Source organism: Streptomyces sp. CNQ329 (genome assembly GCF_000482585.1).
Map to the genome: position 1 here is coordinate 54,920 of NZ_AXVU01000017.1, position 24,233 is coordinate 79,152.

Here is a 24,233-nt window from a genome sequence, read left to right on the forward strand (position 1 = left end):
CCTGCGCTGCCACTGTTACAGGTGCGGGAGATCGTTTGTCCGGTCAGTGGCTTTTTTCACATGGTCAGTCCGCCACGCCCAGCTTCTCCATGATCAGCTCCCGGGCCCGGGCGGCGTCCGCCTGGCCGCGGGTGGCCTTCATGACCGCGCCGACCAGCGCCCCGGCCGCCTGCACCTTGCCGCCGCGGATCTTGTCCGCGACGGCCGGGTTGGCGGCGATGGCCTCGTCGACCGCGGCGCCGAGCGCACCCTCGTCCTTGACGATGGCCAGACCGCGCTTGTCGACGACCTCGTCCGGGGTGCCCTCGCCGTCGAGGACGCCGGCGATGACCTGGCGGGCCAGCTTGTCGTTCAGCTTGCCCTCCGCGACCAGCGCCGCCACCCGCGCGACCTGCTCGGGCGTGATCGCCAGCGCGGCCAGCTCGACGCCGTCCTCGTTGGCCCGCCGCGCCAGCTCGCCCATCCACCACTTGCGCGCCGCGGTGGCGTCCGCGCCCGCGTCGATGGTGGCCACGATCGCGCCGATGGCACCGGCGTTGAGGATGGACTGCATGTCGTGCGCGGAGATGCCCCACTCCTCCCGCAGCCGGTTGCGGCGCAGCCGCGGCAGCTCCGGCAGCCCGGCGCGCAGCTTCTCCACCCACTCGCGGGCGGGGGCGACGGGCACGAGGTCGGGCTCGGGGAAGTAGCGGTAGTCCTCCGCCTCCTCCTTGGTGCGGCCCGAGGTGGTGGTGCCGGTGTCCTCGTGGAAGTGGCGGGTCTCCTGGACGATCTTGCCGCCGTCGTCGAGGACCCCGGCGTGCCGGACGACCTCGCTGCGCACCGCGCGCTCGACGCTGCGCAGCGAGTTGACGTTCTTCGTCTCGCTGCGGGTGCCGAAGACGGTGGCGCCGGTGGGCATCAGCGACAGGTTCACGTCGCAGCGCATCTGCCCCTGCTCCATCCGGGCCTCGGAGACGCCGAGGGCCTTGATCAGCTCCCGCAGCTCGGCCACGTACGCCTTCGCGACCTCGGGGGCCTTGGCACCGGCGCCGGTGATCGGCTTGGTGACGATCTCGATCAGCGGGATACCGGCCCGGTTGTAGTCCAGCAGCGAGTGCGAGGCCCCGTGGATCCGTCCGGTGGCGCCGCCGACGTGCGTGGACTTGCCGGTGTCCTCCTCCATGTGGGCGCGCTCGATCTCCACCCGGAAGACCTCGCCGTCGACCTCGACGTCGAGGTAGCCGTCGTACGCGATGGGCTCGTCGTACTGCGAGGTCTGGAAGTTCTTCGGCATGTCCGGATAGAAATAGTTCTTCCGGGCGAAGCGGCACCACTCGGCGATCTCGCAGTTGAGCGCCAGGCCGATCTTGACCGCGGACTCCACTCCCGTCTCGTTGACCACCGGCAGCGCGCCGGGCAGGCCGAGGCAGACGGGGCAGGTCTGGGTGTTGGGCCCGGCGCCCAGCGCGGTGGCGCAGCCGCAGAACATCTTGGTCGCGGTGCCGAGCTCGACGTGGACCTCCAGGCCCAGCACCGGCTCGTACGTCGCGAGGGCGTCCTCGTACGTGACAGTCACAGCTCTCTTCCAGCCTCTCGACCCCGGCGCGGCCCGCTCAGCCGGCGAGGATGTCGTCGTCGTTCTTCCGGCGCAGCTCGCGCAGCAGCAGGGCGACGCCCGTGGCCATGGCGGCGGCGGACACCGCGGCGTCGAGCTGGCGCAGCCGGTCCTCGTCGAAGCGCGCCTGCTTCATCTGCTTGGCGATACCGACCGCGCCGAAGAGCGAGGACGCGAGGGAGAAGTACAGACCGGCCTTGGACTTCTTGAAGTCCTTGGCCTTGGCGAACTTGCTCATAGGGCGGGTGCCTCCTCCAGCAGGGGGTGGCCCCACCGGTCGGTGAACGCGGCCTCCACCGCGGCACCGACCCTGTAGAGCCGGTCGTCGGCCATGGCGGGGGCGATGATCTGCAGCCCCACCGGGAGCCCGTCCTCCGGCGCCAGGCCGCAGGGCAGTGACATGGCGGCGTTGCCGGCCAGGTTGGACGGGATGGTGCACAGGTCGGCGAGGTACATCGCCATCGGGTCGTCGACCCGCTCGCCGATCGGAAAAGCGGTCGTCGGGGTGGTCGGTGAGACGAGCACGTCCACCTGCTCGTAGGCGCGCTCGAAATCGCGGGTGATGAGGGTGCGGACCTTCTGCGCCGAGCCGTAGTAGGCGTCGTAGTAGCCGGAGCTCAGCGCGTACGTGCCGAGCATGATACGGCGCTTGACCTCGGGGCCGAAGCCCGCCGCGCGGGTCAGCGAGGTGACCTCCTCGGCGGAGTGCGTGCCGTCGTCGCCGGTGCGCAGGCCGTAGCGCAGGCCGTCGTAGCGGGCGAGGTTCGAGGAGACCTCGGCGGGCGCGATCAGGTAGTACGCGGCGAGCGCCCGGTCGAACGCCGGGCAGGAGACCTCCACGACCTCCGCGCCCAGCTCGCGCAGCAGCTCGACGGCCTCGTCGAAGCGCTGCATGACGCCGGCCTGGTAACCCTCGCCGCGGAACTCCTTGACCACGCCGACGCGCATCCCGGCCACCGAGCCGTTCCGGGCGGCCTCGACGACGGGCGGGACGGGCGCGTCGATGGAGGTGGAGTCCATCGGGTCGTGGCCGGCGAGCACCTCGTGCAGCAGTGCCGCGTCGAGCACGGTGCGGGCGCACGGGCCGCCCTGGTCGAGGCTGGAGGAGAACGCGATCATCCCGTAGCGCGAGACGCCGCCGTAGGTCGGCTTGACGCCGACGGTGCCGGTGACGGACGCGGGCTGGCGGATGGAGCCGCCGGTGTCCGTGCCGATGGCCAGCGCCGCCATGTACGCGGTGATCGCGGCCGACGAGCCGCCGCCGGAGCCGCCGGGGATGCGGGTGAGGTCCCACGGGTTGCCGGTGGGGCCGAAGGCGCTGTTCTCGGTGGAGGAGCCCATGGCGAACTCGTCCATGTTGGTCTTGCCGAGGATGACGACGCCGGCCTCCTTCAGCCTCCGGGTCACGGTCGCGTCGTACGGCGGGATCCAGCCCTGGAGCATCTTCGACCCGGCGGTGGTGGGCACCCCCTCGGTGGTGAAGATGTCCTTCAGCGCCAGCGGCACGCCGGCCAGCGGGCCGAGCCGCTCGCCGCTCTCACGCTTGGCGTCCACCGCCCGCGCGCGGGCGAGCGCGCCCTCGCGGTCGACGTGCAGGAAGGCGTGGACCTTCTCGTCCACGGCGTCGATGCGGGCCAGATGGGCCTCGGTCACCTCGACGGCACTGAGGTCGCCCGCGGCGATCCGCGCGGCGGTCTCGGCCGCGGTCTGCCTGATGATTCCCGTTGCGTCGGCCACGGTCACTCCTCCCCCAGGATCTGCGGCACCTTGAAGCGCTGCTGCTCCTGCGCGGGGGCGCCGGAGAGCGCCTGCTGGGCGGTCAGGCTCGGCCGGACGGTGTCCGGGCGCATGACGTTCGTCAGGGGCAGCGGGTGGGAGGTCGGCGGTACGTCCTCGCCGGCCACATCGGCGACGCGGGCGACCGCGCCGATGATGGCGTCGAGCTGGCCGGCGAAGTGGTCCAGCTCCTCGCCGCTGAGCTCCAGGCGCGCCAGCCGGGCGAGGTGGGCGACCTCCTCGCGCGTGATGCCAGGCATGCGGGTCATCCTCACAGGGTGGTGTGACGGTTTCGGGGCAATCCTATGGGGCGCGGGGCGGTGCGCCCGACCGGGTTTCCCGGGCGGGGCGGTTGAGGCCCTGCGCACCGCCGGCCCGCCCGCACGGGAGGCTTCGGCCACCGCGGTGCGCTCCCGCCCCCGGCCGCGGCTCACTTCACCGGTTTCACCGGCTCCTCCGCCTCGTCCGGCTGCTCTGCGGCTCCGGCCGGGGCGGGCTCGTCCGCCGCGGCGGACGCCGCCGCCGGCAGCGCCTTGATGCCGGCGGGTCCCGGCCCGCGGGCGCGCAGCCACGCCGTCGTCTCCTGCGGCGGCATGGCCGCGGCGACGAGCCAGCCCTGCACGGCGTCGCAGCCGAGGTCGCGCAGGTGCTCCCAGGTCTCGTCGTCCTCGACGCCCTCGGCGACGACGCGCAGGCCGAGGGAGTGCGCCAGGTCGACGGTGCAGCGGACGATCTCCAGATCCTCCGGGTCGACGGCGAGCCGGGCCACGAACGAGCGGTCGATCTTCAGCTCGCTGACCGGCAGCCGGCGCAGATGGACCAGCGAGGAGTAGCCGGTGCCGAAGTCGTCCAGCGACATCTTCACGCCGTGGCCGGTGAGCCCGGCGAGGGTGTCGGCCGCGCGCTGGGGGTCCTCCAGCAGCACGTGTTCGGTGATCTCCAGTTGCAGCGCGCCGGGCGGTACGCCGTGCCGGGCGAGGCGGGCGGCGACGGCGCCGGCGAACCCGGGCGTGTGCACGTCGCGCGGGGAGACGTTGACGGCGACGGGGACCTGCAGGCCGGCGGCGCGCCAGTCGGCGACCTGGGCGAGCGCCGTCTCCAGGACGTACTCGGTGAGCACCGGCATCAGGCCCGAGGTCTCGGCGATGGCGATGAACTCCTCGGGGCTGACGTGCCCGCGCTCCGGGTGCGCCCAGCGCACCAGCGCCTCCAGGCCCACGACGCGGCCGTCGAAGCCGACCTTCGGCTGGTAGTGCAGCGCCACCTCGCGGGCCTGCAGTGCCCGGCGCAGGTCGCCCAGGAGGCCGAGCCGGTCGGGGGTGTTGCCGTCCCGGCGGGCCTCGTAGACCTCGACGCCGCTGCGGTCCCGCTTGGCCTGGTACATCGCCACGTCGGCGCGCTGGAGCAGGCCTTCGGTCTCGGTGGCGTGCTCGGGGTAGACGGCGACGCCGGCGCTGGCCTCCAGCACCAGGCTCATCCCGTCCAGGTCGAGCGGCGAGCCGAGGGCGGCGACGAGGGTACGGGCCACCCGCTGGGCGCTGGTGGCGGAGTCGGCCAGCGGGATGAGGACGGCGAACTCGTCGCCGCCGAGTCGCGCGGCCTCCGCGCCGCGCGGCAGCGCGAGGCGCAGCCGGCCGGCCAGTTGGAGCAGCAGCCGGTCGCCGGCGCGGTGGCCGAGGGTGTCGTTGACGGCGCGGAAGCGGTCGAGGTCGATGAGGATGAGGGCCGCGCGGCGGCCCGTGCTCTCGGCCTCGCCCAGGGCGTGCCGGGTGCGTTCCAGCAGCCACTGGCGGTTGGGCAGCCCGGTCAGCGGGTCGCGCAACTGCTCCTCGGCGCGGGCGCGGGCCATCCACAGGCTGGAGTCGAGCGCGATGAGCGGCACGGCGAACAGCGGGAGCAGCACGGGGGTGTTGACGGCCACGACGACGATGAGCGGCGCGATACCGAGCAGCGCGGCGCCGCCCAGGCCCTGCCGGGTGAGGGCGGCGCGGGCGAGCAGGCCGGGGCCGTCGCGGTGGCCGGGGGTCGCGTACCAGGTGAGCACGCGGGTGACCAGGACGTAGGCCAGGGCGGCGGCGATCAGCTCGGGCAGCGCGTACAGGTCCCAGGAGCCGGGCTGCCAGGGCCGTTCGACCGTCGGGTGCTCGCCGCACGTCCACAGCACGAGCGCGGCCGTCGAGGTGCCGAGGATCTCGACGGCCGCGTGCAGGGGCGCCGGGCGGCGGTGCGGGCGGCGCACCGCCGCGACGGCGAGGATGACGAGCAGGCTGATGATGACGGCCGGGATCCAGCCGTAGAGGAGCAGCACGGCGAGCGTGAGCGCGGCGGCCGAGCCGTGGCCGCCGGACCAGCGGTCGCGGCCGGGTGCGACCAGATGGGCGATGAGGACGGCGGTCAGGACCACCAGGCCCCAGCCCGCGCTGCCGCGGGGGAAGAGCTCGTGGCCCTGCCGCAGCACGTGCAGCACGCCGACGGCGAACACCAGACCGCCGGCGGCCTGCACCAGCCACGGCAGGGCGGGCAGCACCAACCGGCGCAGCACCGGCGCCGGTTCCGTGCTCTCCGTCGGTCGCATCCCGTCCCTCTCACCGCCTGGGGCGCGCGTCGGCGCGCCCATCCACACTAGGCCGCGAAACGCGGTCTGGGGCGGCGATCGGCTGCGGTCGCCCGATTACCCCCGACTCGCCGGGTTTCGGTCACCACTCGAACAAGCCGGGCCCGGCGGCTACTCGGGAGGAGTCACCGCGGCCTCACGGGCGGCGTCGGGACCCTGTTCGAGGAGGACGGCGAAGCCCGCGTCGTCGAGGACCGGGACCTTCAACTGCACGGCCTTGTCGTACTTGGACCCGGGGTTGTCGCCGGAGATGACGAAGTCGGTCTTCTTCGAGACCGAACCGGTCACCTTGGCCCCGCGGGTCTGCAGTGCCTCCTTCGCGCCGTCCCTGGTGTGCGACTGAAGTGTTCCCGTGACGACGATCGTCAGTCCCTCCAGCGGACGCGAACCTTCCGATTCTTCCGCCTCCTCCTCCATCCGCACCCCCGCCGCGCGCCACCGCTCGACGATCTCGCGGTGCCAGTCCTCGGCGAACCACTGCGTCAGCGAGGCGGCGATGGTGGGCCCGACGCCCTCGGCCGCGGCCAGCTCCTCCTCGCTCGCCGCCATGATCCGGTCGATCGAGCGGAACTCCCGGGCCAGCGCCTCCGCCGCGACCGGCCCGACGTGCCGGATGGACAGCCCGGCGATGACCCGGGCCAGCGGGCGGTCCTTGGCCTCCTGGATGTGAGCGAGCATCAGCTCGGTGTTCTTCTTCGGCCTGCCCTCCTTGTTGGCGAAGAAGGTGACGACCTTCTCCTCGCCCGTCTCCGGGTCGCGCTTGGGCAGCCCGGTGTCCTGGTCCAGCACGTAGGACTTGATGGGCAGCAGGTCCTCGACCTTCAGGTCGAACAGGCCGCCCTCGTCCTTCAGCGGAGGCTCGGCCGGCTCCAGCGGCTGGGTGAGCGCGGTGGCCGCGACGTACCCGAAGTTCTCGATGTCCAGGCAGCGGCGGCCGGCGAGGTAGAACAGCCGCTCGCGGAGCTGCGCCGGGCAGGACCGGGCGTTGGGGCAGCGCAGGTCGACGTCGCCCTCCTTCATGGGCTTGAGCACGGTGCCGCACTCGGGGCACCTCGCGGGCATGACGAACTCCCGCTCGGTGCCGTCCCTGAGGTCGGTCAGCGGCCCGAGGATCTCCGGGATCACGTCACCCGCCTTGCGCAGCGCGACCGTGTCGCCGATGAGGACGCCCTTGGCCTTGACCACGTCCTGGTTGTGCAGCGTGGCGAACTCGACCTCGGAGCCGGCCACCGTCACCGGCTCGACCACCGCGTACGGGGTGACCCGCCCGGTGCGCCCGACGCCGACGCGGATGTCGACCAGCTTGGTGTTGACCTCCTCCGGCGGGAACTTCCACGCGATGGCCCAGCGCGGCGCGCGGGACGTGGAGCCCAGGCGGCCCTGCAGAGCGATCTCGTCGAGCTTGACGACGACGCCGTCGAACTCGTACGCCACGTCGTGGCGGCGCTCGGCGTACCGCGCGATGTAGGCCCGTACGCCGTCGATGCCGTCGACCACTTCGGTGTACGGCGAGGTGGGCAGGCCCCACTCCTTGAGCAGGTCGTACGCCTCGGAGAGGCGCTCGAAGCGGGCGCCTTCGAGCGCGCCGATGCCGTGGACCACCATGTGCAGCGGACGGGAGGCGCTGACCTGGGGGTTCTTCTGGCGCAGCGAACCGGCCGCGGAGTTGCGCGGATTGGCGAAGGGGGGCTTGCCCTCGGCCACCAGGTCCGCGTTGAGCTGCTGGAACTCCGAGAGCGAGAAGTACACCTCACCCCGGATCTCGACGAGATCCGGGATGTTCTCCCCCCGCAGGCGGTGGGGGATCTCGCCGATGGTGCGGATGTTCGGCGTGACGTCCTCGCCGGAGCGGCCGTCGCCGCGGGTGGCGCCGCGGACCAGCCGGCCGTGCTCGTACGTCAGATTGACCGCGAGGCCGTCGACCTTCAGCTCGCAGAGCAGGTGGTACGGCTGGGGGTCCAGCTCCTTGGCCATGCGGTCGGCCCAGGCGTCCAGTTCCGCGTCCGTGAACGCGTTGTCCAGGGAGAGCATCCGCTCCCGGTGCCGGACGGAGGTGAACTCCGTCTCGTACGCCCCGGCGACCTTCTGGGTCGGCGAGTCGGGCGTGCGCAGCTCGGGGTGCTCCTCCTCCAGCTCCTCCAGTTCCCGCAGCAGCTTGTCGAAGTCGGCGTCGCTGATGACGGGCGTCGTCACGTAATACCTGAAGCGGTGTTCCTCGACCTGCTCGGCCAGCAGCCGATGCCGCTCACGCGCCACGCTGTCCGTACTCACACCGGGCCTCCCGTCGTCACTCCGGGTCCCGGGCGAGGGACCCCGCGGCACGGACGCAGTGGGCGAGGGCCCGGCGCGCGTACTCCGGGCCGGCGGCCGCGAGGCCGCACGCCGGAGTGATCACCACACTGCCGGCGAGCGCCTGCGGCGACAGCCCCAGCCTGCGCCACAACGTCCTGACACCCCTGACGCTACCTGCAGGGTCTGACATCGCATCCGCACCGGCGGGCGAGCCCGCGGGCGGGTTCGCCGTCGCCGGTACGACCCCCGCGAAGAGCCCGAGCCCGGCCTCCACCGCCTCCCCGACGACGTCGTCCTGGCGTTCGGTCAGCAGCGCCGCGTCGTACGACACCGCCGCCGCCCCGGCGCGGTGCAGCAGGGCGAACGGCACGTCCGGGGCGCAGGAGTGGACGACGACCGGGGTGCCGTCGGGGCCGGTGGCGCCGGCGGCCCCGATCACGTCGCCCAGGGTGCCCTCGACCACCGCGCGGTCCACCGCCCGGTACGTGCGGTAACCGCTGGCGGTGGCGACCCGGCCGGTGAGCACGGCGGTGACCGACGGCTCGTCGAGCTGGAGCACCACCTCGGCGCCGGGCACCCGGCGGCGCACCTCCGCCAGATGTGCGCGCAGCCCCTCGGCGAGCGAGGCGGCCAGGTCACGGCAGGCGCCGGGGTCGCGCAGCGCGGCCTCGCCGCCCTTCAGCTCCAGCGCGGCGGCCAGCGTCCACGGCCCGGTGGCCTGGACCTTCAGCGGGCCGGCGTAGCCCTGGGTGAACTCCTCCAGCGCGTCCAGGTCCTCGCCCAGCCAGGAGCGCGCCCTGCGGGTGTCCATGCCCGGCCGGTCGGCGATGCGCCAGCCGCTGGGCTGCAGGTGCGCGTAGACGTCGACGAGCATCCCGGCGCTGCGGCCGATCATGTCGGCGCCGGGCCCGCGCGCGGGCAGCTCGGGCAGGAACGGGAAGTCGCCGACCTCGCCGGTCACGGTGCGCGCGGTCTCCCGCGCGTCCTCGCCGGGCATGGAACCCACGCCGGTGGCGGCACCGGCACCCCACGGGCGCGTCGCAGTCTCAGTCACGAGGGTGAGGGTATGCCGACCGTCCCGCCGCGCTACGGACCGGGGCGTACGGAGACGTCGGTGAGCTGGGCGTCGCGCGGCAGGTCCAGGGCCGTCAGCATGGTCGTCGCCACCGACTCGGGGTCGATCCAGCGCCCCGGCTCGTACTCCCGGCCCTCCTGGCGGTGCACCTTGGCCTGCATCGGCGTGGCGGTGCGGCCCGGGTAGACCGTGGTGACCCGCACGCCGCTGCCGGCCTCCTCCGCGCGCAGCGCGTCGGCCAGCGCCTTCAGCCCGTGCTTGCTCGCGCCGTACGTGCCCCAGCCCGGCCCCGCGCTCAGCCCGGCGCCGGAGTTGACGAACACGACGTGCCCCCGTGCCGCCCGCAGCCGCGGCAGCAGCAGCCGGGTCAGCTCGGCGGGCCCGACCAGGTTGACCGCCAGCGTCTCGTCCCAGACCTCGGGGGTGGCCTCGGCGACCGGGCCCAGCTCCACCACGCCCGCGGCGTGCACCAGCGCGTCGAGCCGGTCCGGCAGCTCCTGCTCCGCCACCGCACCGGCCAGGGAGCCCGGCTCGCGGAGGTCGGCCACCACGGTACGCGCCCCGGGAAAGCGCTCCGCAAGCTCGGCGGCACGCGTCCGGCTGCGGACGAGGAACCACAGCCCGGCGGGCCCGCGCGCGGCCAGCCGCCGCGCGAACGCCTCGCCGATGCCGGAGCCGGCGCCCGTGATCAGACAGGTGGTGGCAGGGGTGATCTCGTTCATGCCGTCATCCTGTCACCGCACCGCGCTGCTCTCCAGGTACGTGATGGCGGACTCGGGGTCGTCCGCGAAGAACATCAGGTCCGCCAGCGGCAGCGGCAGGAAACTCTCCGCCTCCATCCGCCGGAACTGCTCGTGCAGCCCGTCGTAGTACCCCGCGGTGTTGAGCAGCACCACCGGCTTGGCGTGCAGCCCGTGCTTCTTCAGCTCCAGGATCTCCGTGGCCTCGTCCAGCGTGCCGGTGCCGCCGACCATGATCACGACGGCGTCGGAGCGGCCCAGCAGCTCGGCCTTGCGCTCCGCGAGATCCCGGGTGATCACCATCTCGTCGGCGCCCTCGCGCGCCTTCTCCGCCAGGAACGTCACCGACACCCCGACGAGCCGCCCGCCGTGCTCCTGCACCGCGTCGGCGACCACCTTCATCAGCCCCACGTCCGACCCGCCCCACACCAGCGTGTGCCCGCGCTTGCCCAGCAGCCCGGCGAAGTGGCGGGCAGGCTCGGTGTAGCGCTCGTCGAGGTCGGCGGCGGAGAGGAAGACGCAGATGTTCATACGGGACACGGTACGTGCGGACGCCCCCGGCACGGCCGGTGAGTTCCGGCCGCGCAGAGGCACCGGCAGCCGGGCTCCGGCCACGGCGCGGGGACGGCGCGGGACCGCCCGCTACGCCGCCGGCGTGCCCGCGCGGCGCGTGGTCGCGATGGTCGCGGAGCCGACCACGCGGGTGCCGTCGTACAGCACCACCGCCTGGCCCGGCGCCACTCCCCGCACCGGGGCCGCGAAGGTCACCCGCAGCTCGTCGCCGGCGACCTCGGCGGTCACCGCCGTCTCGCCGCCGTGCGCGCGCAGTTGGGCGGTGTACGCGCCGGGTCCGGCCGGCGGCGTACCGCACCAGCGCGGCGAGAGCGCCGTCAGCGCCTCGACGTCCAGGGACGCGGCGGGGCCGACCGTGACGGTGTTGTCCACGGGCGAGATGTCGAGCACGTAGCGCGGCCGGCCGTCGGGGGCCGGGCGGCCCAGCGCCAGGCCCTTGCGCTGGCCCACGGTGAAGGCGTACGCGCCGGAGTGGGTGCCGACGCGGGCACCGGACTCATCGACGACGTCGCCCTCCGCGGTGCCGAGGCGGCGGGCGAGGAAGCCCTGGGTGTCGCCGTCGGCGATGAAGCAGATGTCGTGGCTGTCGGGCTTCTCGGCCACGAACAGCCCCCGCTCGGCGGCCTCGGCGCGGATCTCGGCCTTCGTGGTCTCGGTCTCGCCGAGGGGGAACATGGCGTGCGCGAGCTGCCGCTCGTCCAGCACGCCGAGGACGTAGCTCTGGTCCTTGGCCGTGTCCGCCGCACGGTGCAGCTCGCGGCCGCCGTCGGCGCGGGTGACGACCTTGGCGTAGTGGCCGGTGCACACCGCGTCGAAGCCGAGGGCCAGCGCCTTGTCCAGCAGCGCGGCGAACTTGATCTTCTCGTTGCAGCGCAGACAGGGGTTGGGCGTACGGCCCGCGGCGTACTCGCTGACGAAGTCCTCCACGACGTCCTCGCGGAACCGCTCGGCGAGGTCCCAGACGTAGAACGGGATGCCGATGACGTCGGCGGCGCGGCGGGCGTCGTGCGAGTCCTCGATGGTGCAGCAGCCGCGGGCACCGGTGCGGAAGGACTGGGGGTTGGCGGAGAGCGCGAGGTGCACCCCGGTGACGTCGTGCCCCGCCGCCGCGGCGCGGGCGGCGGCGACGGCGGAGTCCACGCCGCCGGACATGGCGGCGAGGACCTTCAGACGGGCGGGGCGGGCGGTGTCGGTCATAGCCACTCCAGGGTAACGAGGCCGCGGTGCGGAACCGTCCGGTGGCCGGAGGCGTTGGCCGATCGAGACCGAACCAGAGGGAACGAGAAGGAACGAGAAGGAAGAACCGCATGCCGACGACGGACGGCGACGGTCCGGAGCGCGTGCCCGACGGGCCCCGCCGGCCCGCCGGTGAGCGCGCGGACGCCGGTGAGGGCACGGGGGACGGGCGGCTCGGGCAGGACGGGCTGCCCCGCCGCTCCAGCCGCCGCGCCGTGCTCGCCGCCCTCGGCGTGGGCGCCGTCGGCGCCGGCCTCGGCTGGGCCGGGTACGAGCAGCTCAAGCGGCTGTGGTCGCAGGTGCCCGGCATCGACAAGCCGCGCAGGCCCGGCGAACTGGACTACGCCGCCGCCGGCTGGGCCGGCGCCTCGGAGGCGAACTGGCGCCGCGCCGACCGCCCCGCGGACTACGGCATCGACCGCGTCGTCATCCACGTCACCGAGGGCAGCTACGCGGTGGCGCTCAAGGTCTTCGGCGACCCCGCCCACGGGGCCGCCACCCACTACGTCGTCCGGGCCGCGGACGGGCACGTGGCGCAGACGGTGCGCGAGCTGGACGTCGCGTTCCACGCGGGCAACCGGGAGTGGAACGAGCGCAGCGTGGGCATCGAGCACGAGGGCTTCGTGGACCGCCCGGAGACGCTGACCGACGTCATGTACCGCTCCTCTGCCAGGCTGACCGCGGACATCTGCCTGCGCTACGACATCCCGGTGGACCGGGAGCACATCGTCGGCCACGACGAGGTGCCGGAGGCGGACCACACCGACCCCGGGCCCCACTGGGACTGGAAGCGGTACATGAGGCTGGTACGCGAGGCGCACGGCGTCGCGGAGCGCGAAGCGAGCGCACGCCCGGCGCGCGACTCCTGACCGCACGCCTGCCGTTCCCGCGCGCTGCCCGGCCACGACGCCCGCGAGACCCGGCCCGCCCCGCTACGGGGCCCGCCGCCCGCGCCCCGGGCACCGCTCAGGTCAGCCCCGCCGCCCGCGCCCGCTCCACCGCGGGCCCGATGGCCGCCGCCAGCGCCGCCACGTCCGCCTCCGTCGACGTATGCCCCAGCGAGAACCGCAGCGTGCCCCGGGCCAGATCCGCGTCCGCCCCCGTGGCGAGCACCACGTGGCTGGGCTGGGCGACGCCCGCGGTACAGGCGGATCCGGTGGAGCAGGCGATGCCCTGGGCGTCCAGCAGCAGGAGCAGGGAGTCGCCCTCGCAGCCGGGGAAGGAGAAGTGCGCGTTGGCGGGCAGCCGCCCGGCCGGGTCGGGGTCGCCGTTGAGCACCGCGTCGGGCACCGCGGCCCGTACCGCGGCCACCAGGCGGTCGCGCAGCGCCCCCACTCCGGCGGCGAACTCCGCGCGCCGCCGCGCGGCCAGCTCCGCCGCCACCGCGAAGGCCGCGACCCCCGGTACGTCCAGCGTGCCGGAGCGCACCTCGCGCTCCTGCCCGCCGCCGTGCAGCAGCGGCTCGGGCGCGTACTGCCGGCCCAGGAGCAGCGCGCCGATGCCGTACGGGCCGCCGATCTTGTGCCCGGTCAGGGTCAGCGCGGCCAGCCCGCAGTCGCCGAAGCCGACCTCGACCTGCCCCGCGGCCTGCACGGCGTCGGCGTGCACCGGGACTCCGTACTCCCGCGCCACGGCGGCGAGTTCGGCCACGGGCATGACCGTGCCGATCTCGTTGTTGGCCCACATCACCGTGACCAGCGCCACGTCGTCCGCGCCGCCGGCCGGGCCGCGCTCCAGCGCCGCGCGCAGCGCGTCGGGGTGCACGCGGCCGTACTTGTCGACGGGCAGCCACTCGACGGTGGCACCCTCGTGCTTCTGCAGCCAGTGCACCGCGTCCAGCACCGCGTGGTGCTCGACGGGGCTGGCGAGCACCCGGGTGCGGGCGGGGTCCTCGGCCCGCCGCGCCCAGTACAGGCCCTTGACGGCCAGGTTGTCCGCCTCGGTGCCGCCGGAGGTGAGGACCACCTCGCTGGGCCGGGCGCCGAAGGCGGCGGCCAGCCGCTCCCGGGACTCCTCGACCGTACGCCGGGCCCGCCGGCCCGCGGCGTGCAGCGAGGAGGCGTTGCCGGTGGCGGTGAGGCGTTCGGTCATGACCCGCACCGCCTCGGGGAGCATCGGGGTGGTGGCGGCGTGGTCGAGGTAGACGGCCTGGTCCATGATGGTCCCGATTCTACGGCGCGCCGCGGCCCGCCGGACGCCGCCTTCCGGCCGTACGGAGCCGCCCGGCCCCCGTACCGCACCCGCCGGGACCGCGCCGCCGGCCGGCCGCGGGCCTCAGCCCTCCCCCGCCGCCCTGCTGCGCCGCTGCCAGGCGCGCGGGGCCCGCCAGCGGAAGCGCAGCGCCAGCAGCCGCAGCACGAACGCCAGCGCCGCCGCGGCCGTCGCCGTGGCGGGCCCGACCTGGTCGAAGCGGATCAGCAGCGCCGTGGCCGCCGCGCCGACCAGCGCCGGCACGGCGTACATCTCCCGGTCCCAGCGCAGCAACGAGGGCACCTCCCCGGCGAGCAGGTCGCGCACCACGCCGCCGCCGGCCGCGCTGGTCAGCCCGAGGACCGCGGCGGAGGTGAGGCCGAGCCCGTACTCGTGCGCCTTGAGCGTGCCGGTGACGCAGAACAGCCCCAGCCCCGCGGCGTCGAAGACCATGACCGCGCTGGTGATCCGCTCCACCTCGGGGTGGAGGAAGACGACCAGCAGCGCGGCGACGAGCGGCGTGAACAGGTACCCCGGTTCGGTGAACGCCGCCGGCGGCACCGCGCCGATCACCAGGTCCCGCAGCAGCCCGCCGCCGAGCCCGGTGGCCAGGGCGAGCACGGCGATGCCGAAGACGTCGAAGTTCTTCCGGACCGCGAGCAGTGCACCGGAGATCCCGAAGACGAAGATTCCCGCGAGGTCCAGCCAGTGCTGCAGGGACGGGGTGAACAACTCCTCGGACACCACGCCCCCGCCTTTTCGCCGGTGTGGACTACTTCTTGTCGTCGGGTGCCTGGTCGGGGGCGTTCTCCGGGTGCCAGCAGGCGGTGCGCCGGCCGGGCTTCAGCTCCAGCAGCGGCGGCTCCTTGGTCTTGCAGACCGCGGTGGCCTTCCAGCAGCGGGTGTGGAAGCGGCAGCCGGGCGGCGGCGCGATCGGTGAGGGCACGTCACCCTTGAGCAGGATCCGCTCGCGCTGCTGCCGGCGCTTGGTGTCCGGCACCGGCACCGCGGACATCAGCGCCTTGGTGTACGGGTGCAGCGGCTCCTGGTACAGGCTGGTCCGGTCGGCCAGCTCGACGACCTTGCCGAGGTACATGACCGCGATCCGGTCCGAGACGTGCCGGACGACGGACAGGTCGTGGGCGATGATGACGTATGTGAGCCCGAACTCCTGCTGGAGGTCGTCCAGCAGGTTGACCACCTGCGCCTGGATGGACACATCCAGCGCGGAGACCGGCTCGTCCGCCACGATCAGCTTCGGCTGCAGCGCCAGCGCCCGGGCGATGCCGATGCGCTGCCGCTGGCCGCCGGAGAACTCGTGCGGGTAGCGGTTGTAGTGCTCGGGGTTCAGGCCGACCCGCTCCAGGATCCCCTGGACCTCCTTCTTCACCCCGCCCTCGGGCCGCACGTTCTGCAGCTTGAACGGGGCGCCGACGATGGTGCCGACGGTGTGCCGCGGGTTCAGCGAGGAGTACGGGTCCTGGAAGATCATCTGCACGTCACGGCGGAGCGGGCGCATCCGGCCCGTGCTCAGGTGCGTGATGTCGCGGCCCTGGAACTCGACGGTGCCCCCGGTGGGCTCCAGCAGCCGGGTGATCAGCCGGCCCATGGTGGACTTGCCGCAGCCGGACTCGCCGACCACGCCCAGGGTCTCGCCGGGCAGCACCTCGAAGTCGATGCCGTCCACGGCCTGCACCGCGCCGACCGTGCGCTGCATCAGGCCCTTGCGGATGGGGAAGTGCTTGGTCAGCCCCGAGACCTTCAGCAGCGGCTCGGTGCCGGCGACGGGCTTCTTGCGCAGCCGCGCGCCGGGAACGGTCGCGGTCGCCTTCCCGTCCCCCGCCGCGGGGGCACCCCCGCCGGTGGGGGCGGAGCCGGCGGGGGAGCTCGCCTTGTCGGCCTTCGTCTCGGGCACAGCCTCGTCCTTCACAGCTTCGGCGCAATCTCTTCGGTGTAGATGCGCTCCCGGTCTTCCTGCCGCATGTGGCAGGCGGCGAGGTGGCCGGGGCCGACCTCGCGCAGCTCGGGCCGTACGGTGCGGCTGGCGTTGTCCGCGGGCACGTCCGCGTAGGGGCAGCGGGGGTGGAACGCGCAGCCGCCGGGCACGTTGATCAGGCTCGGCGGGCTGCCCTTGACCGGGATGAGCCGGTCGGTGGCCTCACGGTCGATGCGCGGCATCGAGCCGAGCAGGCCCCAGGTGTACGGGTGCTGCGGCCGGTCGAAGATCTGCTCGGCCGAGCCCCGCTCCACGCACCGGCCGCCGTACATCACCACGATGTCGTCGGCCAGTTCGGCGACCACGCCGAGGTCGTGGGTGATGATGATGACCGCGGAGCCGAACTCCTTCTGCAGATCCCGGATCAGGTCGAGGATCTGCGCCTGCACGGTGACGTCGAGCGCGGTCGTCGGCTCGTCGGCGATGAGCAGTTCGGGATTGTTCACCAGCGCCATCGCGATCATCGCGCGCTGGCGCATGCCGCCGGAGAACTGGTGCGGGTAGTCGTCGACGCGCTTGTCGGGCTGCGGGATGCCGACCCGGTCGAGCATCTCGATCGCCCGCTTGCGCGCGGTCTTCTTGTCGACGTCGTGGTGGACCCGGTACGCCTCCACGATCTGGTACCCGATCTTGTAGTACGGGTGCAGCGCGGACAGCGGGTCCTGGAAGATCATCGACATCTCGCGGCCGCGCAGCCGGCGCACCGCGTCGGGCTCCGCGGACAGCAGCTCCTGGCCGTTGAGCCAGATCTCGCCGGAGAGCTGCGCCCGCCGGCGCTTGCCGTACTGCCCGGCGGTGTGCAGGCCCATCACCGCCAGCGAGGTGACGGACTTGCCGGAGCCGGACTCGCCCACGATGCCGAGGGTCTTGCCCTTCTCCAGTTGGAAGGACAGCCCGTCGACGGATTTCACCAGGCCGTCGTCGGTCGGGAAGTGGACCTTCAGGTCCCGGATGTCCAGGAACGACGACGCCTCGGTGCCGGCGGGTACCGGCTCCCCGACGGCGCCCGTCTTCGTCAGGCCGGTCACGAGACCCTCACCCTCGGGTCGATGGCGGCGTACACGAAGTCGACCACCAGATTGCAGAGCACGATGAAGAAGGCGGCGAACAACGTCACACCGAGGATCGGTGGCAGGTCGTTCTCGTTGATGGACTGCACCGCCCAGGAGCCGACCCCGTTGAAGGAGAACACCGTCTCGGTGATCACCGCCCCGCCGAGCAGCAGCGCGAAGTCCATGCCGAAGATGGTCACGATGGGCGTCAGCGCGGACCGCAGCCCGTGCCGGGTGATCACCACCGGCTCCTTCAGGCCCTTCGCGCGGGCGGTACGGATGTAGTCCTCGCCCATGGTCTCCAGCATTCCGGCCCGCGTGAGCCTCGCATAGAGCGCGGAATAGAGGAACGCCAGTGAGAACCAGGGCAGCATCAACCCCTGGAACCAGCGCACCGGGTTCTCGGTGAGCGGCGTGTACTCGTTGGGGAAGATCTCCCAGTGGTAGACGAACAGCGCCAGCGCGACGGTGCCGGTGAAGAACATCGGCAGCGAGACGCCGGCCAGGGCGATGCCCATCGCGGCGCGGTCGAAGAACGAACCCGGGCGCAGCGCCGAGATCACGCCCGTCGTCACCCCGGAGATCAGCCACAGCACGGCGGCGCCGATGGCCAGCGAGGCGGTGACCGGCAGCCGGTCCAGCATCTCCGGCCAGACCTCCACGTGCTTGCGGAAGGAGTAGCCGAGGCAGGGCGCATTGCACTGCGACGGGTCGGGGCCGAAGTTGAACTCCCGGCCGGCGAAGATGCCGCGGATGAAGTCCCAGTACTGGACGTAGACGGGGTCGTCGAGGCCGAGGTTCTGCTTGACGGCTTCGATGGTCTTGGGGTCCGGGCTCTTGCCGATGTACTGCGCGGCGAGCTGGTCGGGCGTGCTGCCGGCGAGTCTCGGCAGGACGAAGAAGATGGCGTAGGTGATGGCGCTCACGACGAACAGCAGCATCACCGCGGCCAGCAGCCGCCGGATGAGATACGCGAACACGAGGGCGTGCCTTCCACGGTCCGGGCGGCGCGGGCGGTGCCGGTGAGGGCACCGCCCGCGCAGCCGGTGGGGGGTACTACTTCAGGCCGAGGTTCAGGTAGTCGTACTGACCGCTGAACGCCTGCGAGACCACCAGGTTGGTGACCTGGTCCGAACGCTGGTGCAGGACCTTGAAGTAGGAGAGGGGCACGATGGCCGCCGTCTCCAGCATCTTCTTGTCCACCTCGGCGTACGCCTTGGCACGGGCAGCCTTGTCCGGGTCGGCGATCGACTCGTCCAGGAGCTTGTTGATCTCCGGGTCGTCCAGGTACGAGATGTTCGTGTTACCGGACTCGCCGAGCGCGCCGCCGTTGGCGATCTGCTGGAGGAAGCCGTAGCCGCTGGGCCAGTCGGAACCCCACTGCATCATGTACAGGCCGGCCTTGTTGTCCTCGACCCACTTCCGCGAGCCCGCGAAGTCGGTGAAGTACTTGCCGCCGGGGAACTTCTGGATCTCGGCGTTGATGCCGACCTTCTTCAGGGCCGCCTGGATCGCGGTGGCGTTGTCGATCTCGTCCTGCCGCTCGGTGCGCGCGGTCAGCACGGTGTCGAACCCGTTCGGCTTACCGCACTCCTTCAGCGCGGCCTTGGCCTTGTCGACGTCGCCCTTGTGGCCCTCGGTGGCGTACGGGTCGTCGTACGCCTCGTGGCTCGGGACGTCCGGGGGCAGCGCGGTGGTGGCGATGTCGCCCTTGGGCTCGCCGCCGAGCGCGCGCATCGAGGAGTCCTTGTCGACGGCGAACTCCACGGCCTTGCGGCAGTTGACGTCGTCGAACGGCGCGAGCTGGGTGTTCATCGCCAGGTAGGTGAGCCGGCCGCCGGTCGGGTTGTCGATCATGTTCGACTTGTCCCGCAGAAGCTGGGACTGGGTCTGGCCGGTGACGCCGAGGGCGTCGAACATCACGTGGGTCTTGCCGGCCTCGATGTTCTTGTCGATGGTCTCGGCGTTGACCTTGAAGCGGACCTCGATCTTGTCCGGGAGCTGCTTGCGGATCTTGTCCGTCTTCGGGTCCCACTGGTCGTTACGGACCAGGGTCGCGGACTTGTCCTGCTCGAAGCTCTCGAACTTGTACGAGCCGGAGGAGACGATGTTCTTCTGGTAGTCCGACCCGTTGTCCTTGTCCCGCGGGACCGGCGCGGTCTGGGTCATCGCCACCAGGTAGTCGAACTCCTGGAACGCCTGGTCGAGCTTGAAGACGATGGTGTGGTCGTCCGGGGTCTCGATGGACGAGATGCCCTCTTCGCTCTTGTCCTTGTACGGACCCTTGTAGTCGTCCGGGTTGTCCAGGTACTGGGCGAAGTAGTTCGGGCCGAGGGAGAGCACGTCGCGGGCGTAGTTGCTGCGCTCGACGGCGTACTTGACGTCGGCGGCCGTGATCTCGGTGCCGTCCTCGTACTTGACGCCCTTCTTGATCTTGTACGTCCAGGTCTTGCCGCCGTCGGTGGCCTCACCGGGACCCTCGGCGAGGTCCGGCACCGGCTCCGCGGCCTGCGCGCCCGGGCCGGGGGCGTAGGTCATGAGGGAGCGCGCGTACAGGCGGCTGAAGTTCCACATGTAGCCGTAGTACGTGTTGCCCGGGTCCATCGAGTCCGGCACGTCGGCGGACTCGTAGACGAGGGTCCCGCCCTTCTTGTCGGACGGGTTGAGGACCTTCTCGATCGCCGCGTTCGCGGCGGCGCCGCCGCCCTCGCCGTCCGATTCGTCGTCGTTGCCGCCACCGCCGCAGGCGGAGACGGTCAGCGCGACCGAGACGGCAACCGCGAGCGTGGCGGCTGATTTCGACCTGAGTTTCATGGTGAGGCGTTGCCCCCTGGTTCGGAGTGATGGGACGAGTGCGGGAACGGCGGGTGCCGCGCCCGGTCGGCTGCTTGGTGTCATCGGCGGCCCTTGGGATCGAGTGCGTCCCTGAGCCCGTCGCCCAAGAGGTTGAAGGCCAGCACGGACAGGAAGATCGCCACGCCCGGTACGACCATGAACATCGGATCGACCTGGTAGTAGTCGATCGCGCTGCTCAGCATGCCGCCCCAGGAGGCCTGCGGCGGCTGGATGCCCACGCCGAGGAAGCTGAGCGCCGCCTCGAAGAGGATGTTGGTCGGGATCAGCAGGGTGGAGTAGACCAGGATCGGCCCCACCAGATTCGGCAGCAACTCCCGGAAGAGGATGAAGGGGCCGCGTGCGCCCAGGCTCCTGGCAGCCTCCACGAATTCACGTTCGCGCAGGCTGAGCGTCTGTCCTCGCACGATGCGGCCGATATACGGCCAGCTGAAGAAGCCGATGACGAAGATCAGCACGCCGATGTGCAGCTCCAGGCCCTTCAGCCCGAACGCGCCGCCCTGGAGCGCCGCCGAGATGGAGATGGCGAAGAGCAGCACCGGGAAGGCCAGGAACGTGTCCATGGTCCGGCTGATGATCGTGTCCGCCCACTTGCCGTAGTAGCCGGCGATCACGCCGAGGACGGTGCCGATCACGACGGCGACCATGGTGGCGCCGAAGGCGACGAGCAGCGAGACCCAGGAGCCTTCGAGGATGCGGGTGGCGATGTCGCGGCCGAGCCGCGGCTCCACGCCCAGCGGATGGTCCCAGCTCATGCCGCCGAAGGAGCCGTAGGGCGTGGCGAGCGAGGGGTCGACCAGGTCCTGGTTCAGCTTGTTCGGGTCGAGCCCGAAGATCGACTGGATCGGCCGGGAGAGCGCGGCGATCAGGATGAGGAGTACCACGACGACGCCGCCGCCCATGGCGACGCGGTCACGCTTGAGCCGCATCCATGCGATGCGCCCGAGCGAACGGCCCTCGATCCGGCTCTTGTCCACGCCCTCGACGAGAGCTTCCGGCGTCGCCTCGGCAGCGCCGGTGGTCTCGATAGGTGCCGTCATGTTGTGGGGACCCCTCTCGAGCGGCGGCGTCCCGCCGTCGTCTGCCGCGGTAGCGGCTCATTCTCTTCGCTGGTGCAAGTCATGCCGTCATGCCGTGATCCGTGGTGCCGTCGTGCCCGGTGTCCGTGGTGCGGGATCGTGAAGCTCTGCCGTCGCACAGGGGAACGACAGCCTCCCGCGGGGGGAGTCTTCAATGCGCCTGCGATCACTCGCCAGACCCCGAGGGGAATGGATGCGCAAACGTGATGCGATGCAGTGGATAACCGTTATCCGGACATCCGATCGCCGCTGAGCGGATCTTCACCGGTCCGATATCAGGACACGTATGGATATAACAGGGTCACGCCCTCAGAGCTGCGGGGCGGGCCCCGGCTGCCAGCCCGCCTGCGGGGCGCCGCCCGCGGAGTGCGGCGGCGGATAGCCGTAACCGGCGGGCGGGGCGGCCGGGCCGCCGCCGTAGGCGCCGCGGTCGAAGAACGGCCGGGAATTGGCCCGCATCCACATCGCCACCGGGTCGTGGTCGTCGGCGAGCGCCACCGTGGAGACCGCCAGGCCGGAGGGGACGGCGGCCACGGACTCCCGCATCATCGACTGCGCCGCGGCGACCGACTGCGGCCCCGTGTCGTACAGGTCGATGCCGATGGCCAGGTACGGCTCGCCGAGCGCCGGCTGCACCCACGCGCGGCAGAGCGTGCGCACGGCGGGCGTGCCCTGGGCGGTCTGGCCCAGCAGGGCGTAGAACGGCGCGACGTCCACGACCGGCTCGGAGATCCGCAGCGGTCCGGCGGGCAGCCGGTCCAGGCCGGTGGCCACCCGGCGCAGGTCGAGCCAGGGGACGCCGACGCCGCCGCCGGCGGCGTGCGGGTCCAGCCACAGGCCCCAGCGGTCCGGGTAGAGCGCGGCGGCGATCTCCGCGCCGGCGACGGGCTCGTGCGCGCCGGCCCAGCCGCTGGCGGCCAGCTCGCGGTCGGAGCTGAAGCAGGGCGCGTAGGAGTGGCCCTCGACCTGCATGCTCCCGTACTGCGCGTCGGGCGAGTCCGGACGGCCCTGCCAGAGCAGCATCCACACCTGCCCGGCGGCCAGCGCGGCGAGCAGCGCCTCGTACGCGTCGTACCTGCCGGGAGCCACCTGGCGGACCAACTGGTCCACGCCCGCTCCCTGCGCGCTCCCGCTCGCGCCCCCGCTCACCCTGGGCCCCACCCCTTCGTCTCGGCCGCCTCCGCCCCCGGGCACGCGTGGAGGCCCGGAAAGGTCATCCAACCAGCTTAGAGCCTGACCGCGTCAGCCGACCCGGATGTAGAACGGCTCGACCTTGGCCCGCATCCAGGTGATCACCGGGTCCACCGCGGCGTCGAGGAAGACCAACTGCACCTTCCACGGCACCGGCTGCGCGCCCATCGCCCGGCCCAGCGCCTCCACCGCCGCCTGCCTGCTCTCGTCGTACGTGTCCATCAGCTCGACACCGATGTAGAGCTGCTCCGCGCCGCCCTCCACGCTCGCGAGCCCCCGGCGCGCGCTGCGCACCACGCCGGTCCGCTCGAACTCCTCCCGGGCGGCGGCCAGGAAGTCCATCGGATCGTCCTGCCAGTCCGGCGTGAACAGCCGCACCCGGCCGCCCCGCGCCTCCCCCGGCAGCCGCGCCGCCCCGCGGTCCCGGCACAGCTCGGCCACCGCCGCCGGCGGCAGCGGCACGCCGACCGTGCCGCCGGGGTTGACCGCGATGCCCACCTGCGGCGGCAGCCCGCGGGCGAACTCGCGGGCCGGTGCGACGGTGAACGACATGTGGGTGCCGGTGACCCGCAGGAACTCCTCCTGCGAGGAGAAGACCGGCACGTACGGCGCGCCGCCGATCTCGGTCGTCGGCACACCGAGGGAACCGCTGTCGGGGCCGCCGCCCTCGGGCAGCGGCACCCACAGGCTGCTGCGGCCCAGCACCTCCAGCAGCCGCGGGGCGGCCTGCGGGTTGCCGAGGGAGGCGGCGAGCACCTCCTCCAGCTCGTTGCCGGGGAAGCCGCCCGTGGCGGGGGGCTGCGGGGAGCGGTAGTCGAAGCTCATCGGCACCAGACCAACTTTCGGGGGATGAACGTCGGCACCCTAACGGCTGCGAGCGCCCGCGGGCGACGACCGCACCTGCACACGGCGGAGCCCCCTCCCCCGCCGAACCGCGCGACGGGGAGCCCTTTTTCGGTACGTACGGGGGACCTGCGCGCAGCGGCGGGCGCGAAACGGCGCGCGGATTCAGCCGAAGCTGATCGAGCGCGGCGCCCCCGCCTCCCGGCCGTCCAGCACCAGCACGGAGTCGCCCACCGCCGTCCCCCCGCAGTGCGCCCACTCCAGCAGCCTCCGGTGCGCCCACAGATGCCGGGCGAAGGCGTAGCGCGACACCGTGCGCCCGCGCTGTTCCTGCCGTCTGCGCGCCACGTCGGCCGGCACGTCCAGCACGAGGACGTGCACCCCGCGCCCGTACCGCCTGGCCTGTCTGGTCAGCCACCACCGCACCCACGGCAGCGTGCCGCAGTCGTGCACGACGAGGCTGCCGCCGGAGCGGACCGCCAGGCGCAGCCGCAGATAGTGGTCGATGCGCACGAGCGGCCGGTACACGGGGTACGGCAGCCTGGCGCCCAGCCTGCGCGCCCAGCGCTCGCGTACGTACTGCGAGTCGATCAGCACCACCTCGGCCGCCGGCCGCGTCCGCCGCATGAGCGTGCTCTTGCCGCTGCCCGGCAGCCCGGAGATCACGACGATGTCCCCCACCGGATAGCGAAGCCGCTCCCGGGAGGCCGCCTGCTCCACCGTCACGCCGCCTCCCACGCCCCGCACCGCCGCCGCCGTCCGTCCACAAGCGTCGCAACAGGGACGGGGCCGGACAAGAACGCAACGGAAGGTGGGCTCCCAGTTCTTCGCCCCGTCCCGCGACCGGCGGTCGCGTGCAATGATGGGGCCGCCAACTGCATACCGGCCGTTCGAACCCGCGCGGGAGAGTCCCGGTGCCTCGTCGCACCGGGCGCCGAAGGAGCAAGTCCTCCCTTGAATCTCTCAGGCACCGTCACCGCACGGGCGAGGCAGATCTGAAAAGCGGGCAGCGCCCGGCCGTGCGCCGGTGCCGCCCCACCCAAGGTGCAAGCCACGCTCCCGCGGGATCGTGGCGAACCTCTCAGGTTCCGATGACAGATGGGGAGGACACGACCACCCCCTGTCC

Annotated in this window: 21 protein-coding genes and 2 riboswitches; of the genes, 1 reads left to right on the forward strand and 20 read right to left on the reverse strand. The window is 72.6% G+C overall.

Features of this window, described 5'->3' with window-relative positions:
- Positions 1 to 64: 64 nt before the first annotated feature.
- The 10 genes from gatB to mnmA all read right to left on the reverse strand — a co-directional run bounded on the left by gatB (position 65) and on the right by mnmA (position 11,864).
- Positions 65 to 1,558 (reverse strand): Asp-tRNA(Asn)/Glu-tRNA(Gln) amidotransferase subunit GatB, encoded by a 1,494-nt coding sequence (gene gatB, locus I003_RS0113665; protein ID WP_027772044.1) that lies wholly within the window; start codon positions 1,556 to 1,558, stop codon positions 65 to 67.
- Between the two features lie 37 nt (positions 1,559 to 1,595).
- Complete coding sequence (locus I003_RS0113670; protein ID WP_027772045.1) at positions 1,596 to 1,835, reverse strand: hypothetical protein; 240 nt, start codon at positions 1,833 to 1,835, stop codon at positions 1,596 to 1,598.
- On the reverse strand, positions 1,832 to 3,340 hold the full coding sequence (gene gatA, locus I003_RS0113675; RefSeq protein ID WP_027772046.1) for an Asp-tRNA(Asn)/Glu-tRNA(Gln) amidotransferase subunit GatA: 1,509 nt from the start codon (positions 3,338 to 3,340) through the stop codon (positions 1,832 to 1,834). The genes I003_RS0113670 and gatA overlap by 4 nt, the downstream gene beginning before the upstream one ends.
- Positions 3,337 to 3,633: an Asp-tRNA(Asn)/Glu-tRNA(Gln) amidotransferase subunit GatC gene (gene gatC / locus I003_RS0113680; RefSeq protein ID WP_027772047.1), complete on the reverse strand. Its 297-nt coding sequence runs from the start codon at positions 3,631 to 3,633 to the stop codon at positions 3,337 to 3,339. The genes gatA and gatC overlap by 4 nt, the downstream gene beginning before the upstream one ends.
- 170 nt (positions 3,634 to 3,803) lie before the next feature.
- On the reverse strand, positions 3,804 to 5,948 hold the full coding sequence (locus I003_RS0113685) for a bifunctional diguanylate cyclase/phosphodiesterase (RefSeq protein ID WP_027772048.1): 2,145 nt from the start codon (positions 5,946 to 5,948) through the stop codon (positions 3,804 to 3,806).
- Between the two features lie 150 nt (positions 5,949 to 6,098).
- The gene (gene ligA / locus I003_RS0113690; protein WP_027772049.1) at positions 6,099 to 8,258 is read right to left on the reverse strand and encodes an NAD-dependent DNA ligase LigA; all 2,160 of its coding nucleotides are present in this window, start codon (positions 8,256 to 8,258) and stop codon (positions 6,099 to 6,101) included.
- Positions 8,259 to 8,274: 16 nt separating this feature from the next.
- Positions 8,275 to 9,333 carry a methionine synthase gene (locus I003_RS0113695; protein WP_078564000.1) on the reverse strand — a complete coding sequence of 353 codons (1,059 nt, stop codon included), beginning with the start codon at positions 9,331 to 9,333 and terminating at the stop codon, positions 8,275 to 8,277.
- A 32-nt stretch (positions 9,334 to 9,365) separates the two neighbouring features.
- Complete coding sequence (locus tag I003_RS0113700) at positions 9,366 to 10,076, reverse strand: SDR family oxidoreductase (RefSeq protein ID WP_027772051.1); 711 nt, start codon at positions 10,074 to 10,076, stop codon at positions 9,366 to 9,368.
- 12 nt (positions 10,077 to 10,088) lie between these two features.
- Positions 10,089 to 10,625 (reverse strand): LOG family protein, encoded by a 537-nt coding sequence (locus I003_RS0113705; RefSeq protein WP_027772052.1) that lies wholly within the window; start codon positions 10,623 to 10,625, stop codon positions 10,089 to 10,091.
- A gap of 111 nt (positions 10,626 to 10,736) precedes the next feature.
- Entirely contained in the window at positions 10,737 to 11,864 is a 1,128-nt protein-coding gene (mnmA, locus tag I003_RS0113710; RefSeq protein WP_027772053.1) for a tRNA 2-thiouridine(34) synthase MnmA, read from the reverse strand.
- 110 nt (positions 11,865 to 11,974) lie between these two features.
- Here mnmA and I003_RS0113715 point away from each other — a divergent pair, with 110 nt between their 5' ends.
- A complete protein-coding gene (locus I003_RS0113715) occupies positions 11,975 to 12,772 on the forward strand; it encodes a peptidoglycan recognition protein family protein (RefSeq protein WP_027772054.1) in 798 nt (265 codons plus the stop codon).
- 97 nt (positions 12,773 to 12,869) lie between these two features.
- On the opposite strand, the gene I003_RS0113720 is transcribed toward I003_RS0113715, so the two are convergent.
- The 10 genes from I003_RS0113720 to I003_RS0113765 all read right to left on the reverse strand — a co-directional run bounded on the left by I003_RS0113720 (position 12,870) and on the right by I003_RS0113765 (position 23,833).
- Positions 12,870 to 14,060, reverse strand: a complete 1,191-nt coding sequence (locus I003_RS0113720) for a cysteine desulfurase family protein (RefSeq protein ID WP_027772055.1) — start codon at positions 14,058 to 14,060, stop codon at positions 12,870 to 12,872.
- Between the two features lie 117 nt (positions 14,061 to 14,177).
- Positions 14,178 to 14,840, reverse strand: coding sequence for a trimeric intracellular cation channel family protein (locus tag I003_RS0113725; protein ID WP_027772056.1), 663 nt, complete (start codon positions 14,838 to 14,840; stop codon positions 14,178 to 14,180).
- A gap of 25 nt (positions 14,841 to 14,865) precedes the next feature.
- Positions 14,866 to 16,023, reverse strand: coding sequence for a dipeptide ABC transporter ATP-binding protein (locus I003_RS0113730; RefSeq protein WP_027772057.1), 1,158 nt, complete (start codon positions 16,021 to 16,023; stop codon positions 14,866 to 14,868).
- Positions 16,020 to 17,117 (reverse strand): ABC transporter ATP-binding protein, encoded by a 1,098-nt coding sequence (locus tag I003_RS0113735; protein ID WP_027772058.1) that lies wholly within the window; start codon positions 17,115 to 17,117, stop codon positions 16,020 to 16,022. Before I003_RS0113735 ends, I003_RS0113730 begins: the two co-directional genes overlap by 4 nt.
- Positions 17,114 to 18,121, reverse strand: a complete 1,008-nt coding sequence (locus I003_RS0113740) for an ABC transporter permease (protein ID WP_027772059.1) — start codon at positions 18,119 to 18,121, stop codon at positions 17,114 to 17,116. Before I003_RS0113740 ends, I003_RS0113735 begins: the two co-directional genes overlap by 4 nt.
- 76 nt (positions 18,122 to 18,197) lie before the next feature.
- Positions 18,198 to 19,955: an ABC transporter substrate-binding protein gene (locus tag I003_RS0113745; RefSeq protein ID WP_027772060.1), complete on the reverse strand. Its 1,758-nt coding sequence runs from the start codon at positions 19,953 to 19,955 to the stop codon at positions 18,198 to 18,200.
- An 80-nt stretch (positions 19,956 to 20,035) separates the two neighbouring features.
- Positions 20,036 to 21,034, reverse strand: a complete 999-nt coding sequence (locus I003_RS0113750; protein WP_027772061.1) for an ABC transporter permease — start codon at positions 21,032 to 21,034, stop codon at positions 20,036 to 20,038.
- Positions 21,035 to 21,382: 348 nt separating this feature from the next.
- Positions 21,383 to 22,183, reverse strand: coding sequence for an enhanced serine sensitivity protein SseB C-terminal domain-containing protein (locus I003_RS0113755; RefSeq protein WP_027772062.1), 801 nt, complete (start codon positions 22,181 to 22,183; stop codon positions 21,383 to 21,385).
- A gap of 132 nt (positions 22,184 to 22,315) precedes the next feature.
- A complete protein-coding gene (locus I003_RS0113760; RefSeq protein WP_027772063.1) occupies positions 22,316 to 23,089 on the reverse strand; it encodes an enhanced serine sensitivity protein SseB in 774 nt (257 codons plus the stop codon).
- Positions 23,090 to 23,272: 183 nt separating this feature from the next.
- Positions 23,273 to 23,833, reverse strand: a complete 561-nt coding sequence (locus I003_RS0113765; RefSeq protein ID WP_486584213.1) for an AAA family ATPase — start codon at positions 23,831 to 23,833, stop codon at positions 23,273 to 23,275.
- Between the two features lie 165 nt (positions 23,834 to 23,998).
- A riboswitch (glycine riboswitch) is annotated at positions 23,999 to 24,096 on the forward strand.
- Positions 24,097 to 24,215, forward strand: a riboswitch (glycine riboswitch).
- The last annotated feature ends 18 nt before the right edge of the window (positions 24,216 to 24,233 follow it).

Bases quoted from the DNA above. Each gene is read 5' to 3' on its own strand.
- I003_RS0113670 (WP_027772045.1), bottom strand. From the start codon at position 1,835: ATGAGCAAGTTCGCCAAGGCCAAGGACTTCAAGAAGTCCAAGGCCGGT.
- gatC (WP_027772047.1), bottom strand. From the start codon at position 3,633: ATGCCTGGCATCACGCGCGAGGAGGTCGCCCACCTCGCCCGGCTGGCG.
- I003_RS0113685 (WP_027772048.1), bottom strand. From the start codon at position 5,948: ATGCGACCGACGGAGAGCACGGAACCGGCGCCGGTGCTGCGCCGGTTG.
- I003_RS0113700 (WP_027772051.1), bottom strand. From the start codon at position 10,076: ATGAACGAGATCACCCCTGCCACCACCTGTCTGATCACGGGCGCCGGC.
- I003_RS0113705 (WP_027772052.1), bottom strand. From the start codon at position 10,625: ATGAACATCTGCGTCTTCCTCTCCGCCGCCGACCTCGACGAGCGCTAC.
- mnmA (WP_027772053.1), bottom strand. From the start codon at position 11,864: ATGACCGACACCGCCCGCCCCGCCCGTCTGAAGGTCCTCGCCGCCATG.
- I003_RS0113715 (WP_027772054.1), top strand. From the start codon at position 11,975: ATGCCGACGACGGACGGCGACGGTCCGGAGCGCGTGCCCGACGGGCCC.
- I003_RS0113720 (WP_027772055.1), bottom strand. From the start codon at position 14,060: ATGGACCAGGCCGTCTACCTCGACCACGCCGCCACCACCCCGATGCTC.
- I003_RS0113745 (WP_027772060.1), bottom strand. From the start codon at position 19,955: ATGAAACTCAGGTCGAAATCAGCCGCCACGCTCGCGGTTGCCGTCTCG.
- I003_RS0113750 (WP_027772061.1), bottom strand. From the start codon at position 21,034: ATGACGGCACCTATCGAGACCACCGGCGCTGCCGAGGCGACGCCGGAA.
- I003_RS0113760 (WP_027772063.1), bottom strand. From the start codon at position 23,089: ATGAGCTTCGACTACCGCTCCCCGCAGCCCCCCGCCACGGGCGGCTTC.